Here is a 17,560-nt window from a genome sequence, read left to right on the forward strand (position 1 = left end):
TATGAATCAGGATCTTCGGCGAAAACTCGATCGCATTACGGACATTCTCTGGGCAGGAGGTGTGACCAATCCGGTCACCTACATCGAGCAGATTTCCTATCTCATCTACCTCAAACTGCTGGACGAAGAAGAAACTGATCGTGAATTAAGAGCAAGACTGATAAGTGGGAAAGGAAACGGGAACGACAAGCTGCTATTCCCCAAGCAGTCAGAGCGCTATCGCTGGTCAAAGTGGCGGTTCAAGAGCGGCACAGACCTGCGCGACTTTCTCCGCGATGAGGTCTTTCCGTACATGTCTTCGCTCGTCAAGGAAGAACCACAGATCGCTGAGTACTTCCGTGATGCGGTCTTAGAAATCGTCGATCCTAATGTGCTGAAACATGTAATGGACGAACTTGATGGTATCGACTTCCGCAAGCTCGGCACCGATGTAAAAGGCGACATTTTTGAATATCTCCTCACCCATCTCGGGCAGTCCGCGCTGAACGGTCAGTTTCGAACGCCACGTCAAATTCGCGCCATGATGACTGAGATGGTCGATCCTGATTTGGGTGACACTATCTTCGATCCAGCGTGTGGCACGGGCGGCTTTCTGATCGACGCTGTAGAGTACATCTTGGCCAAGTATTCGACGGAGCCGAAGCAGGTACCGATTTATGGCGAAGAATGGCTTGAAAAAGCTTCGGATGAACAGAAACGCTTGCCCACGCTGCAACAATACAAGAAAGGAGCCGGCGAGAAGGTCCCTGATTGGGAATTGCTAGAACGTTCCATCTTTGGCTTCGACGTCAGTCGCCAGATGATGCGCATCGCCATGATGAACCTGGTGTTGCACGGCATCCGAAAAGCTCATGTGAAGCGCGCCAATGCTCTTTCCGAAATGGGAGGATTGACCGAAGAGGATCTTCGTCGGAAATATAAAGTGATTCTCTCAAATCCTCCATTCTCGGGAGTCCTTCCTCAGGAATCAGTCCGCAAAGATTTGCCGACGAACTCAAAAAAGAGTGAGCTGCTCTTTCTTGGGGTGATGATGGAGGCGCTAGCGCCAGGAGGCCGATGCGCCGTTGTAGTCCCCGAAGGGCTACTGTTCGGTTCAACAAGCGCTCACGTCGAGCTTCGGCGGAAATTAGTCGAAGATTACGAACTGCTTGCCGTCGTGTCGTTGCCGGCCGGTGTCTTTAAGCCGTATGCAGGGGTGAAGACTGGTGTGGTGGTCTTCAGACGGCCGACTGATGCAAAGGCAAAGAAAACCGAGAAGATTTGGTTTTACGACATACGTGCTGATGGATATGATCCAGACAAGATCACCGGAGGGGGGCGCCCGGAATCTCCGGAGCGGAACGACATTCCTGATCTACTCACCCAGTGGAAAAACTATAAAAAATCAAGTTTCAAGAAAGCTCCCGGTGTTGAAGCGGAGACGCTCCTCGATCCTGGCAGCGAAGAGCCCCGCTGTTGGTGGGCGCCATTCAAGACTATTGCGGAGAACGACTACAACCTCGCCGCTGGACGGTACAAGCCGCAGCTGGCCGAGAAGCCCCCGGATGAAGACCCTACCCACCTTATCCGGCAAATGATTACCATTGAGCGAGACATCACTGATGGTCTAGAGAAGTTACTGAAGGACGTGGAGTCTGCAGGATGAAATGGTCTGAAGTTGAGATTGGACAGCTATGCCTCACTATTGATCACGCTGATCCTCGCGACAATCCGGGCAAGCTTTTTGAGTACATCGATATTTCGTCCGTCGACAAGGATTTCAAAGTAATAAGTCAGACTCAAACAATACTTGGTTCCGAAGCACCGAGCCGGGCTAGGAAGATTATTTGCAAAGGCGATGTCTTAGTTTCAACGGTACGCCCAAACCTGAATACGGTGGCGGTTGTCCCTGAAAGCCTTGATCAGCAGATAGCCTCGACAGGATTTTGCGTTTTGAGACCTAATGCCAAATACGTTGTCGGAAAGTACCTCTTCTATCGTACCCTGACCCCTGACTTCATCAGCTACTTAACAGCAAGAATGCGAGGTGCAAACTATCCTGCAGTGACAGACGCTATAGTTCGACAAGCTTCGATCCCATGGCCTCCCATTCAAGAACAGCATCGCATCGTGGAGATCCTCGACCAAGCCGACGCTATTCGAAGGAAGCGGGCCGAGGCGGACGCCAAAGCTGATCGCATCCTCCCCACCCTCTTCTACAAAATGTTCGGCGATCCACTAACGAACTCGCGAGGGTGGGATATGCATGAGCTTGGTGACCTTTGTTCGGTCATAACCAGCGGATCTAGAGGCTGGGCGATATACGCCGGTAATGGAAATTCTTTGTTCGTTCGGACTCAAGACGTGCTTGATGGAGAAATCTCTTCAACTCTGCTACCGATTGATCCTCCTTCTGGAGCTGAAGCGAATAGGACCAGACTGCAGGATGGTGATGTTGTTATCACAATAACAGGAGTGGTGGGAAAAGCCGCTGTCTATAAGGATTGCGGGCGACAAGCATACGTTAGTCAGCACGTTGCACTTTTAAGAACAAAATCATCGTTGGAGCCCGAATACCTTACTGCCCTTGCAAATCTTCCCGCTGGAGGGACCTCGATCCTAGCTCGTCTCCAGTATGGACAGATCAAACCAGGTCTTGGATTTCGAGAGCTTCGTGGTGTGCGAATTCCGCTACCTTCGATTGAAGTTCAGCGCAAATTCGCTTCTATCATCAACAAAATACGCGCCACGAAACAGAGCACAAAGACCTTACGGGAACGATTAGAGAGGCTTTGGAGTGGCTTACTTCACCGGGCCTTCTCTGGCGAACTCACCGCCAAATGGCGCGAGGCTCATATGAAAGGATTATTAGCTGAGATGGAAGAGCAAACGAGAGCTTTGAGCAAAGCATGCTAACTGGTCTTCGCCTCGGTAACTTCAAAGCCTTTGCCGACACTCAATACATTCCCATCCGTCCACTAACTCTCATCTTCGGCGCGAACAGCGCCGGCAAGTCGAGCGTGATCCATAGTCTCCTACTGGCTTGCCATGCTTCGGAAACAGGGGAATTGGATATTCACCGTACGCGAGTCGGCGGAGAATCCGTCGATCTAGGCGGATTTCGGCAATACATTCATCGCAGGAACTACGGCCGCAGCGTTGAGTATTCTACTGAGATCGATATTAGTCCGCTTCGAGGAAGAATTGTCGAAATCCTCGCTCCGGCTCGACGTGTGGCAGTGACCGTGACGATTGGGATTGAACAGGATGACATGGGGGTCCCGAAGGTGGGCGTGATCCCCCAAGTCCAAACCTATGAAATACTGGTCGATGGAGCAAGCCTACTCCGTATGAGTCATCGTCCAGACGGGACGCTTCAGCTTGATCGGTTGGCGCAAGACCATCCCGTTCTGCGCATTCTCATCAAAGCCATCCTAGAAACGACCACAACAGCCGAAAACATTGGGCCTGCTGATCAAGAGGGCATAAACCGAGCCATTTCCGAATTAGTCCCTCACATTCTGACGCGCGTCGATGGGTTGCTGCCACGTGGGCTACTGCGGTTTGGTGTGCGTGAGTATGCCGGACAAGGACAAATCGAAATAAAACAGTTCCTCCAACGTGAGCTATTTGAGAAGTCTCCTTTAGACCTTCCGACCGCATCAGAAGAATCAATGCTCTTTCCCATCAGCCAAGGACGGAGGGAAGAGGACCTTGCAAACGCGATCCGATTCTTCCTGCCTCGTACGATCGATGAGCTAATTCGTGGGCTGCGGGATGTGATCGGAAATGAGCTTGGAAGACTACAGTATCTGGGTCCTCTTCGCTCGTACCCGCCCAGACACATCGCGTTTGCCCAACACCACGATCAGAATTGGTTTGCTGGCGGAGGATACGCCTGGGATGTCGTTCGAAAGAATAGGCAGGTTCGGGCGGCTGTGAATGCATGGCTGAATTCTCCTGAGCGCTTGCAGACTCCCTACTTGCTGGCCATTCGTGAACTTGTTGGAGCAGAGGATCTCCAAACCCCGCTGACCGACATGTTGCAGCAAGCGGCTGAGCTCGTGAGCGAGGAAGGTGTTATCCCCATATTCGATGATCCTGAATCTGCCGCAACTGCTTTCGTGAAGAAAGTCAGCTCAGGCGAGATCGACAAGATCAATGAATTGATCCTGATGGATAACCGTACGAGGACGCAGGTGAGCCATCGCGACGTTGGTATCGGGATCAGCCAGGTTCTCCCCGTGCTAGTCACGGCTTATGCTTCGAGGAACAAAATCCTCGCGATGGAGCAGCCAGAGATCCACCTGCACCCCGCGCTCCAGGCCGAGCTCGGGGATGTCTTTATAGAATCTGCTCTTGGTGAACGAAAGAACACAATGATCCTCGAAACCCATAGCGAACATCTGATGCTCCGTATTCTTCGGCGTATCAGAGAGACTACTGAAAATGAATTGCCGAGCAATGCCATTCCTATCAAACCCGATGATGTGGCAGTCCTATTTATCGATGCGACGAGTAGTGGCTCACGGGTAATCGAAATTCCAATCCTCCCAGAAGGGGAATTTGCCAAGCAATGGCCCCACGGTTTCTTTGACGATCGCGCAAAGGAGCTGTTCTGAGCTGTGATCTACGAGTACGCCGTCGAACCAGAACTCTTGAGCAACTGGACTAACTTTCGATATTTCTCAGGACAATTTGGCGTTTCGCGAGGCCGACTCATCTCTCGTTATCCCAAACGCTGGGAGAGGATGGTGTATGAGTCCTTGACTGCGTGTCCGCCTGTAGAGAAAGCAAAGATTGTGGAAAGGCTTTCACGCCTTAAAGACAGGATGATCACTCGCCAAAATACATGGGACAAGCATAAGGAATGGTTGCTAAATGCAGAAACAGAACATGGGCTGCGACCTTTTCGGGCAATCTTGGCGCATCACAACCCACGTTCGCAACCATTTGTCCTTGAGGGCAATGATGTTGAAGAGAATCATCCGCTCTGGAAAGTTGAGGTGTCTCAACCTGTTGCCCGCACACCACAGCAAATCTGTGCGTGCGTCGGTCCACTATTAAGAATATCCAAACAGATTCTTTTTGTAGACCCCTATTTTCGTCCCAGCCAACACAATTATCGCATGCTCTTTGCTGAACTTTTTGAGCTGTTTCTACAGGATAGAAGCTTCGGCCTGGCTTCTGTGGGAATTTTTGTATCAGACAAGATCAGTTGTACCGGACAACACTTCTTTGACGAATGCCAGAAATATATTCCGGCCCTCATTCCAGTCGGAATGCAAGTCACGATCGGATTGTGGAGTCAACGAGTGGATGGCGAGGAAATCCATAATCGGTATGTTTTAACCGATAGGGGTGGCGTGAAGTTCGGCAACAGTCTCCGTGAAGGAGATACTGGCACATCCGATGACGTTAATTTATTGAGTGACGAACAGCATAAACTGCGGCTTGCTCAATATGCGGGTCCAAACCATGCGTTCGACCAAGTGAGCACCATTACCATCATAGGTACAAAGCGATAAACGAGTTCGATTTGAAAGGTAGTTATCCCCTGAGGCGGCAGGCTCACCGTATGCACCTCAGTGAACAAGTTAATAGCCTTCCCCTGGCCTCGGCCATTTACATAGCGAGCATCCATGAGCCGCTCAGGAAACGAAGCATTTGCCCAGCCGACAGATTGCGCCTGTGTTTGACACGCCGGACTACCTCGCCTAGAATCGCGTCATGCAAACAATTGTTTTGACGGCTTTTGCAGAAAGTGCCCGGGTCAAACAGCAGTTTGCGCATGATCACGCCGATCGTATCGTACAGGTCGCGACGCTCATTGCGAAAGCCTTCCAGAACGGTAATAAAGTTCTCCTGTTCGGTAATGGGGGAAGCTCGACCGACGCGGCACATATCGCAGCAGAGTTCGTTGGCCGATACCAACGCGAGCGGATACCTTTGCCTGCAATCGCCCTCGCGACGGACATTGCCGCCATTACTTGCATCGCCAATGATTATGGATATGAGGAATTGTTTGCCCGCCAAGTGCGGGCGCACGGCCGACAAGGCGACATCGCCATCGGCATCAGCACGAGTGGGAATTCTCTCAACGTACTGAAAGGTGTCGAGGCCGCCCGCGACTGTGGCTTGACCACGATTGCCTGGACCGGCTCCAACGGCGGAAAGCTGGCCGGGTTGGTCGATTATCCCTTCATCGTCCCCTCTACGGTCACGTCTCGGATTCAAGAAAGTCACATCACGCTCGGCCACGTCTTGTGCGAACTGGTAGAGGATCATCTCCTTGGGAAAGCGTCCTGATCGAACTCCTCCGCGTCGGCCTGCGCCTCAACTGATTCAGCCGATCGATGTCTCGGCCCTTAAGACCTATCCACTGAAGAAACGCCGAAGCCTGGTGCAACTCTCGAACTTCGCCGCCCCCTGGAAGCCCGGCGGATCGTTCACAAGGTTCTATGAAACGCTTCCCGATATTTTAGCGGTCAAGACCTTGCGGGCCGTCACCCACGCCATCGTGAAGGCTCATCGGAAACGCCGCCCCGTCATTGTCGGAATCGGCGCCCATGTGATCAAGGTGGGGCTGGCTCCGATTATTACGGACTTGATGGAACGACGCATCATCACGGCAGTCGCCATGAACGGGGCAGGGATTATTCATGATTTCGAATTGGCCTTCATGGGCCATACCTCCGAAGAAGTTGATGCCGAGATCGACGAGGGTCGGTTCGGCATGGCGGAGGAAACGGGACGGATGCTGAATGAAGCCATCACGCGGGGCGCGAAAGACGGCCATGGGTTGGGTGAGGCCATTGGCCGCTACATAAACCAAACTGCCGATCAATTCCCGAATCACGCCGTTAGTATTCTGTCGACTGGTGCCCGACTCGGTATTCCGGTAACCGTGCATGTCGCGGTGGGGACCGACATCATCCATATGCACCCCTCGGCGGATGGCGCCGCCATCGGAGCCACTTCTCTCCTGGACTTCAGGCGTCTGACCGCCGTCGTCGCCGGGATGGAAGGCGGCGTCTATCTAAACGTCGGCTCGGCTGTGATTCTTCCGGAGGTCTTTCTAAAAACACTGTCGTTGGGGAGAAACCTAGGCCATCCGATCGCCGACATTACGACCGTGAACATGGACTTTCTTTCCCAATACAGGCCGCAGACCAACGTCATACGGCGCCCAACGCAAAAAGGTGGACAAGGCTATTCCTTGACCGGTCACCACGAAATCATGCTGCCGCTGCTCGCGGCGGCTGTGCTGGAGAAACTGGCATGATCCCGACTTCCACGGACCCGGGCCTTTCGATACCCCTCCCTACCGAAGGGTTACAGGCTCGGTGGCAGCACCTGAACGCACGGTACTTTGCCGGCTCACTCAGGCCGATCGAGATCGTCTGGAGTCAGCGGCTGACCGCGTCGGTTGGGATGTTTGCCTGTCGTCAGGGTCCAAAGACATTCTCCCCGCTCACCATGACCAACAGTCTTCGTGAAATTCGCCTTTCTCTCCCGTTGTTTGAACAGCTCGCCGCAGGGACGCCGTACGCGGAACAGGAACTGCTCAACACCTTGGCTCATGAAATGATCCATCAATGGCAGTTCGATGTGCTGAAGCGTCGGCCTGATCACGGCTTGGAGTTCTTGCGGAAGATGACCCAGATCAATCGAACCGGAGAAGTGGCCATTACGACGTACCATTCGCTGGAGAAGGAAGTCATTGCCTTGTCGAAATTCGCCTGGCGATGCCAAGATTGCGGGCGTCTCTATCGACGGCACCGAAGAACGATCCAACCCAAGCGTCACCACTGCGGTGCCTGTCAAGGCCCGTTGCAAGAGCTCGCGTCGCCGACCCAACTGATCGAGGATCGTCCCAAGTCCTACCTGACTCCTGCCTTAGATTCATCACCCCGATCAGTCGGACCGATTGAGCCCGGCAGGACGCCGGAGCAATTGAAGCTTAAATTGACATGATGGGGGAAAGCGGGCTCTAAGGAGGGAATGCGAGCTATGCGGCCTCCTGGTTTTCGTCCCGACGAGAACGTTCGTGATCCTGATTGACTCGGTCCAAGACTGCGGCCAGCGCGTCTACCGAAATAGGTTTTGAGAGATAGTCGTCCATTCCCGCAGCAAGACAGCGTTCACGGTCTCCCTGCATGGCATTCGCCGTCATGGCAATGATCAACACACGATGGCAAATTCCGGAGGCCTCTTGTTCCCGAATGCGGCTTGTCGCTTCGAAGCCGTCCATGTCCGGCATCTGGCAATCCATGAACACCACGTCATAGCGAATACGAGACACCGCCTCGACCACCTCACGCCCGTTGGCCACGACGTCAATTCGATACCCTAACCGCTGGCAGAGACGAACGGCCACTTTTTGATTAATGATGTTATCCTCGGCCAGGAGAATGCGGAGATCCATCTTAGCCTTGGTTTCTGCAAGGGTGTGCCGTGTGACGAGTGGGAGCGACTTCCTCGGGGGCGGCATACCTGAAGCACCAGGGCCTGGCGTGATGACCGCGACGAGACCATCGTACAACTGTCGCTCACGAATCGGCTTGGTCAGATAGGCTGCTAATCCCGCTTCTTTGGCTGTCTTCGCATCTCCCCGTCGACCGAACGACGTAAGCAACACGAGTTTGATATCGCCTCCTTCAGCTCGTGCCCTTATCGCACGGGCCAATTCGATCCCGTCTGTCGGACTCATATCCACATCCAACAGCCCAAGATCGAACCGCGGTTGCCCCTGCTGCCCTCTCAGGACATCCAACGCCTCGGAGCCGCTGTCGGCCACCGTCGGTTGCATCCCCCATCCCTTCGTCATCAGCTCCAACATCCTTCGATTGACGGCCTTATCATCCACGATCAAGATGCGGAGACCTGCCAACAGGGCGGCGGAGGTATCGGCACCGCAAGCATCATCAGCTTGCTTATGCAGATTCATGGTAAACCAGAAACAGCTTCCCTCTTCAACCCGGCTCATCATCCCAATCGTTCCTCCCATCATGTCGACAAGACGTTTGCAAATCGCAAGACCGAGGCCGGTCCCACCATATTTTCTCGTCGTGGATCCATCGGCCTGACTGAACGACTGAAACAACCGTTCACGGGATGCCTCGGAGATGCCGATCCCTGTGTCCGTAACCGCGACCCGAATCGTCGCTTCCTCCTTCGATTGAGCCTCAACCGTCACCTCCACCACCACATCTCCGCTATCGGTAAATTTGATGGCGTTCGCCGTCAAGTTCATCACAATCTGCCGGAGGCGACTCGGATCACCACGGAGATTTCGTGGCACATCGGCGTGAAAGAGACAGGCCAAATTGAGCCCCTTGGATGACGCGCGTTCCGCCACGAGGTCCAAGGACTCCTCGATGGCAAGCCGAAGATCGAACTCAATCACCTCCAAATCCAGTTTTCCCGCTTCAATCTTGGAAAAATCTAGAATGTCGTTGATGAGCGTTAACAGGTGATTGCCGCAGGTCCGAACTGTTTCAGCGTATTCACGCTGTTCATCCGTCAGTGTGGTCTCCAGCAAAAGACCGGTCATCCCGATCACACCATTCATCGGTGTCCGGATTTCGTGACTCATGGTCGAGAGGAACGACGACTTGGCCTCGGTGGCGGCTTTGGCTTCCTTTAATGCGGCATCCAGCTGCTGATTGATATGTTCCAATTGCTGGGCATAATCTTTCAGCGCCTGCTCCGCTTCTTTCCGGCTCGTAATGTCTCGGATAAATGCGCTGAAGATGACGGACCCCTCGACGACTAACGACGTCATGGCGACTTCAATGCGGAATTCACTGCCGTCGCGCTTGAGGCCGATCATTTCGACCAGCCTGTTCGAAAGCGGCGCGTCCCGGCGTTCAAGGAGTCGCTGAACATACTCGCGATAGTTGAGCCGATGGGGCGGCGGAAAGATGGTGTCGGCTGCATCGCGCCCGATCACCTCATGCGCAGACCAGCCAAACACCTGTTCCGCCTGAGCATTCCACTCGGTAATTCGACCTGTATGATCCATCGTCATCACAGCGTCGAGGGCTGTGTCAATGATCATGCTGATGCGTGCTTCGTTCTCATGTAACGCCGCTTCCACTTCAGTTCGTTCGACGAACAGCCCGATCTGTCTTCCGACTGTGCCCAAGGCTCTCAGTAAATCCTCATCCTCGGCCTGAGGTTCGCCGCTGAAGAGCTCCATGACACCGTAGACGCTCGCCCTCAACCAAATCGGAAAGGCGCAGGCTGCGTGCAGCATTCCCGTCGCTTCGACAGGCCCACGTGTACACATGGGGGTTCTTGCCGCATCCTCCACCCACAGCGGCTCGCCGCGAGCCCAACAATGCCCCGCCAGATCGGACCCGACAGTGTGGGAATCCTGCCGACTGCTTCTCAGCAACTCGTGCGCCGCCGTTGTACCGACCGACCAGCCCTGCGTACAGATGATGGTCCGGCGGTCGTCCTGGACCCTCCAGAACAAACCGACATGCCAATCGAGATTCACGACAACCGCCTGGAGGAGGTCTGGGACCGCTTGCTCGACCGTGGAGGCACCTGCGAGCACTTTGGCCACAGCATGCTGGAGCGCTTGCCGACGATCCAAAAGACTCCGAAGCCTCTGCTCATTTTCCTGGAATCGGACTCTCTCGGCCTCGGCGAGGATCCTTTCGGTTCGTGCTCGTCGGGATGCCTGTACAAGGAAGAAAACCAAGGGAGCGACCAGCAGAACATTGGCCGCTGCAATGAACCAGAATATGCCCATCCCATCCCCAATCATCGTCCACGTCCTCGAGCATACGATAGGCCAGATCCCTTCTCGGGCCTTCGAGTCCGTTATGTGCTCTATCGGTCCATGAGCTGATGACTTGAGAGCAACAACAGGTAACACTGTTTGTTTCACGGAATAGCGTCAGGAAGAGATGACGGGCACCGTCCAGTTCGGCGCTCTTTCCATGTAGCCGACAGCACGGCATGCACGGTATGATGAGCCATGGCGACAAAGGTGTTGCCCCGCGAGCAACTAGTTTCCTCACTTGCCGATGAACGGGCAAAGGGGAAGCGAATCGTGTTCACAAACGGCTGTTTCGACCTGATGCATATCGGACATACCCGCTATCTGCAGGCAGCCAGGGCCCTCGGCGACATTCTGGTTGTTGGTGTCAATAGTGACGCCTCGGTCCGTACGCTGGACAAGGCGCCCGACCGACCGATTGTGCCTCAGGCACAACGGGCGGAGGTGCTGGGAGCCTTAGGCTGTGTGGACTTTGTGGTCATTTTCGACGAATCGGACCCTCTTCAGCTCATCAGCGCCGTGCAACCGGACGTCCTGGTCAAGGGTGGGGATTGGGTGATCGACCGGATCGTCGGCCGCGACATTGTCGAAGCTCGTGGAGGTGTCGTCAAGACGATCCCGCTGGTTCCCGGCATGTCGACCACTGGACTGCTTCAACGTATCCGATCAACCGCGAAGTAATGCGTGTCTGAAACCAATCCCCAAACTCCATCCTGGCTTGCTCCGTTTCGTTCGGCACTTAAGCAAGAACAAGCTCGTATCTGCCTGCTTGGGTCCCATGGCTCGACTGCTGCCTGCGCCCTGACCCTGCTGAGCGACACAGGCCATTGCACTCCAGACCGCGCTCATCCATGGGTTGTTGTGACTTCGAACGACGAGTCCGCCGAAAGAATGTTCAATGACTTGTGCTTCTTCCACGAACTCATGGGTCATCCGGTCGAGGACCTCGCCTGGTTCCCGGAATGGGAAACGCTTCCCTATGAAGCGACGGCGCCGCATGTCGGGTTAATTGCACACCGGATGACCACGCTCCATCGCCTGTTGGTCAACCCGCCCACCATTCTCGTCACCTCCGTCGCCGCTGCCATGCATCTTGTGATCCCACGCTCGACATTCGCGCAGGCGATCATTCAATTCAAGACGACGGAGGCCTTCGAACGGGACTCGCTCATCACCAACCTCCTTCGCCTGGGATACCGACGAGTGTCCGTCGTGGAAATTCCCGGTGAATTCAGCATCCGCGGCGGCATCGTGGATATCTTCTCGACTGCTTATGCCAACCCGGTTCGTGTGGAATTCCTGGGTGATCAAGTTGAATCGATTCGGTTGTTTGACCCGGCGACCCAAACGTCGATTAAGAAATTGAACGACGGCTTGGTCTTGCCTGCACGAGAGTTCGTTCGGCCTCCACACACCCCGGATGCGATCGTGCCGATACAAGCGGATGCTGAATGGCGAAGCCCTGACCTCTACGATTCAATGGACACGCTCTTCGACTATCTTACAGCAATCCCTTTCCTCGCCCTCGATCAACCGGATGCACTAAAAAAAGCCTGCGAGGCGGCCTGGGAGAGGATCGACGACGGATATCTCCGTCATGTGGACCGTGATGCCACGCAGCCGTATCCCTCCCCCGAGCGACTCTTTCTGACCTGGCAAGGCCTCCAACAGCGGATCGCGACGTGGCCCATGGTGGCTCTTGAGCCGCTGGCGGCGCCGGACTCAACGTGGAAGGAGACTTTTTCGTTTTCTACCCAAGCACCGGGGAGTATCGGACTCGGTATCAGGGGTACCGCCTTCAGCCAAACACTGACCCTGTTAGATGGACTCCGGAACGACCATCGGGTCGTCTTGGTGGCGCGAAGCCGCGGGCAGGTCGACCGCTTGCTCGCGCTGTTCCGAGAGCACGATTTGCCCGCCGACCCATGGAATCCGACAGCCTGGTCCGGCCACAGGACCGGCAAGCTGCCGTTCTATGTCCTGCACGGCGACCTTTCGGCTGGATTTCTCTCCGCAGAGCTTCGAGTCGCGCTCCTGACGGAAGAAGAGCTATTCGCGAAGGGAGCGCGCCACAAACCACAGCCGAAAAGCAGAACGGCGACCTTCCTCTCCTCCTTGGAGGACCTGAGCGTTGGCGCCTACGTCGTGCATGTGCAACACGGCATCGCCAAATATCGAGGGCTCAAGCGCCTCTCGGTTCAAGATTTCGAGAGCGACTTCCTGATTCTCGAGTTCTCCGGCGGAGATACTCTTTATGTTCCTCTCGATCGGTTGAACCAGGTCCAGCGATACAGCGGAGCCGAAAGCCATGTCCCTCGGCTCGATCGCCTGGGCGGCACCAGTTGGGCCAGGACCACCGCGCGCGTGAAGAAGGACATCGAAGAGATGGCCCAAGAATTGATCGACCTCTACGCAAACCGTGAGCTGGTGAAACGAAATGCGTACGGCGCGACCACGACTCTCTATCACGAATTCGAAGCGGCCTTCGAATACGAGGAAACACCGGATCAGCTCAAAGCCATCGAAGATATCGGTAAGGACATGGAATCCACCAAGCCCATGGACCGACTCGTCTGCGGCGACGTGGGATACGGGAAGACGGAGGTCGCCATGCGCGCCGCTTTCAAAGCCGTCGAGCATGATCGACAAGTTGCGGTACTGGTACCGACCACCCTGCTGGCCCACCAGCATTATGAGAACTTCGCCGAACGATTCGCCCCGTTTCCCATGCGGGTGGCGCTGCTCTCACGATTTCAATCGACCAAAGAAACGAGAACCATCCTCAAAGATGTCGCGACAGGAATTGTCGATATCGTAATCGGCACTCACCGGCTCTTGCAGCAGGATGTGATGTTCCGCCATCTCGGCCTCGTCATCATCGACGAGGAGCAATGGTTCGGCGTCAAACATAAGGAGCGGCTCAAGCAACTTCGCACGCAGGTCGATGTGGTGACGCTTACCGCCACCCCCATTCCACGTACCCTTCAGATGGCCATGTCGAGCGTCCGCGATCTCTCCATCATCGATACCCCGCCGGCTGGACGCTTGGCGATCAAGACGGAGGTCATCCGGTTCAGTGACAAGGCCGTACGAGACGCCATCCTGCGTGAACTCGGGCGTGGGGGACAAGTCTATTTTGTTCACAATCGTGTCGAAACCATGGAGCGGATCGGAGCATGGCTGCACCAGTTGGTTCCCGAAGCGCGTATGGTCATGGCGCACGGCCAGATGGATGCCAGACCGCTGGAAGCCGTGATGCTGAAATTCGTGAAACGCGAGGCGGACGTCTTAATCGCCTCAGCCATCATTCAGTCCGGACTCGACGTTCCCAACGCCAACACCATCATCGTCAATCGAGCGGATCTCTTCGGCCTCGCGCAACTCTACCAGTTGCGTGGACGGGTCGGACGCGGCGGAGAGCAGGCCTACGCCTACTTCCTCATCCCCGATGAAGGCACGCTCACCGGCGATGCTCAGAAACGATTGATCGCGATTCAGCAATTCACGGAGCTCGGATCGGGCTTCCGTATCGCTGCGGCAGACCTTGAGATTCGAGGAGCAGGAAATCTTTTGGGCAAACAACAGTCGGGCCATATCGCCGCGATCGGCTTGGATCTCTACATGCAAATGGTGGAGCAGGCTATCCAGCGGTTGAAGGGACATGTGATGGAGGATGATCCGGACCCGACCTTGCAACTCCCCGTTTCGGCGTTTATTCCTGAGCAGTATGTGGCCGATCCCCACCACCGTCTGTCCCTCTATAAACGACTGACGGCTTGTGGCCAAATCGGCGAGCTGGCCCTGTTGCATGGGGAGATTCAGGACCGTTACGGTCATCCTCCGGAGCCTGTCGAACGACTGCTTGAAGTGATGCAACTCCGGACTCACGCCAAACGACTGCGTCTGGCCTCGATCGAGGTACACGGTCAGACGGCCAAGGTGGTGTTCCACCAGAAGTCGATCATCCCTGAGACCTCCATCCACCGATTGATGGACCAGCTCAAGAAGCGGCTACGGTTCCTGAGCCCGGTCTCATTCGAGGTCCAAATGCGTGATAGCGATTGGTCGGCGCTTTTTTCAGAACTCAACGCAATCTTGCAAAGCCTCGATCTCTGTGATACCAAGACCATCCAGGAGGGAACGACTACCTCTTAATCGCGATCCACCTGTGCCACGGCTTATGATGCCCTTCCGGTTTCTGATCTTCCACAGAACATATTGTCTACCTGGGCTGCTTGTCGGCATGTTGGTCGGTTTGGGGCCGGTGGTTTCGGGATGCACCGAGCGACAGGAAGAACCGGTCGTCGCCTTGGTGAATGGTCGAGCCATTACTCAAACCGAATTCGACCTTCGCTGGGATGAGCTCTCCAAGGCCACACGCTCCCGCTATGAGAAGGAGGGTGGGAAGCGACGATTCCTGGACGAACTCATCACCCGAGAGTTGCTGATGCAGGAGGCCCGTCGCCAGGGCCTTGATCAGGACGATACGATTCGGGACAAGACCCAGCGGTATAAAGAGCAGCTGATCCTCGACGAACTGTTGAAAGACAAGCTCCAATCCAAGGTCGAGGTCACCCAGGCAGAACTCGATGCCTACTACGAAAAGCACGCCAACCAACTATTGGATCCCTTGAAAGCCAATGTCTCGGTAATGCTCCTCTCCAATGTGTATGCCGCCAGAGACCTTGAAGCGCAGATGCATCGAGGCGGGAGTTTTGCCAAGTTTGCGCAGCGCTACTCAATCGATGAAAAAACGAAATCCAAGGGCGGTGAGCTCGGACCCTACCGAAAAGGACTGGTCCCCCCCGAAGTCGATGCCATCATCCACACCCTCAAGATTGGGATGGTCAGTGCACCGATTAAGACCGACAACGGCTATTACTTGATCATGCTGAGCCCGCTTGATGAAGCCATTCTCCAAGTTGATTTGGCGACGCACGAACGGCTCCGACAAGAATTACTGTCCGATAAGCGCCGCAAACGATTCGACGAGGTCATCGCCGATATTCGGGCAAATGCCGTGATTCGCTTCGCCGGGGCCTCTCGCCATATCACCGAGGACACCGGTAAACGCTAGCCTGGCTCGATTCCACAGACGTATCGATTTCGTGTAGAATTGTCGATTCTAGCGCTATCAGGTGGAAGGATCATGAAACGCGTTTCGCTCCGATCGGACAGGCTGGTCCGATTCAAGTTGCCGTTAGTCTTGCTGGTAATCTGGTCCTGGCCTCCAGCCTTTTCAGCTGCTCATCTGCAGGATCGCATCGTCGCCATCGTCAATTCCGAATTGATCATGTTGTCTGATGTGAAGCGCGAGTTTGAAATGGAGCAAGAACGGCTTTCCCGCGAGCACCGTGGGAACGACCTCCCCCTGCGGTTGAAAACAGCGGAGTACATGGCCTTGACCAAGCTCATCGAGCGGCGGTTGCAACTGCAGGAAGCCAAGGCCAAAAAAGTTGAGGTCTCAGACCTGGAAGTGAAACAAGCCCTTGAACAGATGCAGCGGCAAGGCAGTCCCTTCAACATCACCAATGCGAATCATGTGCAGAACGTGCGCGATCAGCTCCTCCTCATGAGAGTCGTGGACATGCATATTCGCGGCAACATTAGCGTCGGTGACTCCGAGATCAAGCGGTTCTACCAAGAGCATCGTGACCGATTCGCCGTTCCAGAAGAGTACCAACTGAGCCAGATCATCATTCATCCGCGTTCCTCCGACGGATTGGCCGAGGCCTTGACCAAAGCGCGCCGAGCCATGGACGACTTGAAGCGAGGAGAGAAATTTGAGGATGTTGCCATGCAGCATTCCGACGGCGCCAATGCCTTGCAAGGCGGACGACTCGGATGGGTCCGACAGGGGGAACTCCTACCCGTCATCGAACAAGCAGTCGCCCACCTCGTGCTGGGAGGAATCTCCGAAATCATCGAAAGCCCTGAGGGAATCCAGATTATCCGCATGGATGACAGAAAACCGAAACAGTTTCGTCGATACGAGGACGCACGTCGGGAGATTCAGGAACTGGTCTATCAGCAGAAGAGCGATGCCATGTATCAATCCTGGCTCATTGATCTCAAGAACAAAGCCTACATCGAGATTAAGTTCGATCAAGCTGCCGAAAAAGAGCAGCCACAGTCTGTGCGGTCGACACCATGAGTAGCGATCAAGAAATGTCTGCGGGACGTCTTCCGACCACCTCGCGTAGAACTCCCCACACCCGGTCCCGTCCGTCCCCGGTCTCCGACGAATAGGGAATCAACAGTTCGCCGTCGGCGAGTCCTAAGGCCCGATGTGTCTGCCTCAGAGTACGCACCCGTTCGCTCGCCTTCACTTTGTCGACCTTGGTCGCCACAACCAGGGGATTCCGACGGATTGAACGGAGCCACGCAATGGTCTGACAATCCTGGTCGGTCACGATCCGACTGTCTACCAATAACACGACTCCGCACAGCAAGGCTCGACCGACGAGATAGTCTTCGATCAACGGTCCCCACTGGGTGCGGACGGATCTCGACACTTTGGCGAATCCGTAGCCGGGTAGATCCACGAGGTGGAATTGTGAAAGACCTGGGTCGGAAGTCGAGACCAGAAACACGTTCACGGCTCTCGTCTTTCCAGGCGTCCGGCTGACTTTTGCCAGGTCTCGCCGATTCAGCAACGAATTGATCAACGATGATTTGCCCACGTTGGAGCGTCCCACAAAGGCAATTTCTCGAAGCTGGCCGGACGGAAATTGTTCTGGAGTGACGCAACTTTTGATAAACTCAGCTCCGAAGATTTTCATGCCA

Annotated in this window: 13 protein-coding genes; 11 read left to right on the plus strand and 2 right to left on the minus strand. The window is 55.0% G+C overall.

Going from position 1 to position 17,560, the window contains the following annotated elements; translation table 11 throughout:
* Position 1 precedes the first annotated feature (1 nt).
* The 7 genes from P0120_06865 (at position 2) to P0120_06895 (ending at position 7,956) form a co-directional block, all read left to right on the plus strand.
* Positions 2-1,645, plus strand: a complete 1,644-nt coding sequence (locus P0120_06865; GenBank protein MDF0674048.1) for a class I SAM-dependent DNA methyltransferase — start codon at positions 2-4, stop codon at positions 1,643-1,645.
* Positions 1,642-2,895, plus strand: a complete 1,254-nt coding sequence (locus P0120_06870) for a restriction endonuclease subunit S (GenBank protein MDF0674049.1) — start codon at positions 1,642-1,644, stop codon at positions 2,893-2,895. The genes P0120_06865 and P0120_06870 overlap by 4 nt, the downstream gene beginning before the upstream one ends.
* Entirely contained in the window at positions 2,889-4,601 is a 1,713-nt protein-coding gene (locus tag P0120_06875) for a DUF3696 domain-containing protein (GenBank protein MDF0674050.1), read from the plus strand. Before P0120_06870 ends, P0120_06875 begins: the two co-directional genes overlap by 7 nt.
* A gap of 3 nt (positions 4,602-4,604) precedes the next feature.
* The gene (locus P0120_06880; protein MDF0674051.1) at positions 4,605-5,507 is read left to right on the plus strand and encodes a hypothetical protein; all 903 of its coding nucleotides are present in this window, start codon (positions 4,605-4,607) and stop codon (positions 5,505-5,507) included.
* A gap of 202 nt (positions 5,508-5,709) precedes the next feature.
* Positions 5,710-6,288 (plus strand): D-sedoheptulose 7-phosphate isomerase, encoded by a 579-nt coding sequence (locus P0120_06885; protein MDF0674052.1) that lies wholly within the window; start codon positions 5,710-5,712, stop codon positions 6,286-6,288.
* Entirely contained in the window at positions 6,272-7,264 is a 993-nt protein-coding gene (locus P0120_06890; protein MDF0674053.1) for a hypothetical protein, read from the plus strand. Before P0120_06885 ends, P0120_06890 begins: the two co-directional genes overlap by 17 nt.
* Positions 7,261-7,956 carry a SprT-like domain-containing protein gene (locus P0120_06895; GenBank protein ID MDF0674054.1) on the plus strand — a complete coding sequence of 232 codons (696 nt, stop codon included), beginning with the start codon at positions 7,261-7,263 and terminating at the stop codon, positions 7,954-7,956. The genes P0120_06890 and P0120_06895 overlap by 4 nt, the downstream gene beginning before the upstream one ends.
* Before the next feature lie 34 nt (positions 7,957-7,990).
* On the opposite strand, the gene P0120_06900 is transcribed toward P0120_06895, so the two are convergent.
* Entirely contained in the window at positions 7,991-10,759 is a 2,769-nt protein-coding gene (locus P0120_06900) for a response regulator (GenBank protein MDF0674055.1), read from the minus strand.
* 213 nt (positions 10,760-10,972) lie between these two features.
* Here P0120_06900 and rfaE2 point away from each other — a divergent pair, with 213 nt between their 5' ends.
* From rfaE2 to P0120_06920, 4 genes are all read left to right on the plus strand, one after another.
* Positions 10,973-11,455, plus strand: a complete 483-nt coding sequence (gene rfaE2, locus P0120_06905; GenBank protein MDF0674056.1) for a D-glycero-beta-D-manno-heptose 1-phosphate adenylyltransferase — start codon at positions 10,973-10,975, stop codon at positions 11,453-11,455.
* Between the two features lie 210 nt (positions 11,456-11,665).
* The gene (mfd, locus tag P0120_06910; protein ID MDF0674057.1) at positions 11,666-14,929 is read left to right on the plus strand and encodes a transcription-repair coupling factor; all 3,264 of its coding nucleotides are present in this window, start codon (positions 11,666-11,668) and stop codon (positions 14,927-14,929) included.
* Positions 14,930-14,942: 13 nt separating this feature from the next.
* Positions 14,943-15,851: a peptidylprolyl isomerase gene (locus tag P0120_06915; GenBank protein MDF0674058.1), complete on the plus strand. Its 909-nt coding sequence runs from the start codon at positions 14,943-14,945 to the stop codon at positions 15,849-15,851.
* Between the two features lie 72 nt (positions 15,852-15,923).
* On the plus strand, positions 15,924-16,928 hold the full coding sequence (locus tag P0120_06920; protein ID MDF0674059.1) for a peptidylprolyl isomerase: 1,005 nt from the start codon (positions 15,924-15,926) through the stop codon (positions 16,926-16,928).
* 7 nt (positions 16,929-16,935) lie between these two features.
* On the opposite strand, the gene yihA is transcribed toward P0120_06920, so the two are convergent.
* Positions 16,936-17,556 carry a ribosome biogenesis GTP-binding protein YihA/YsxC gene (yihA, locus tag P0120_06925; GenBank protein MDF0674060.1) on the minus strand — a complete coding sequence of 207 codons (621 nt, stop codon included), beginning with the start codon at positions 17,554-17,556 and terminating at the stop codon, positions 16,936-16,938.
* Between the last annotated feature and the right edge of the window lie 4 nt (positions 17,557-17,560).

Source organism: Nitrospira sp., assembly GCA_029194675.1.
Taxonomy (GTDB): Bacteria; Nitrospirota; Nitrospiria; order Nitrospirales; family Nitrospiraceae; genus Nitrospira_D.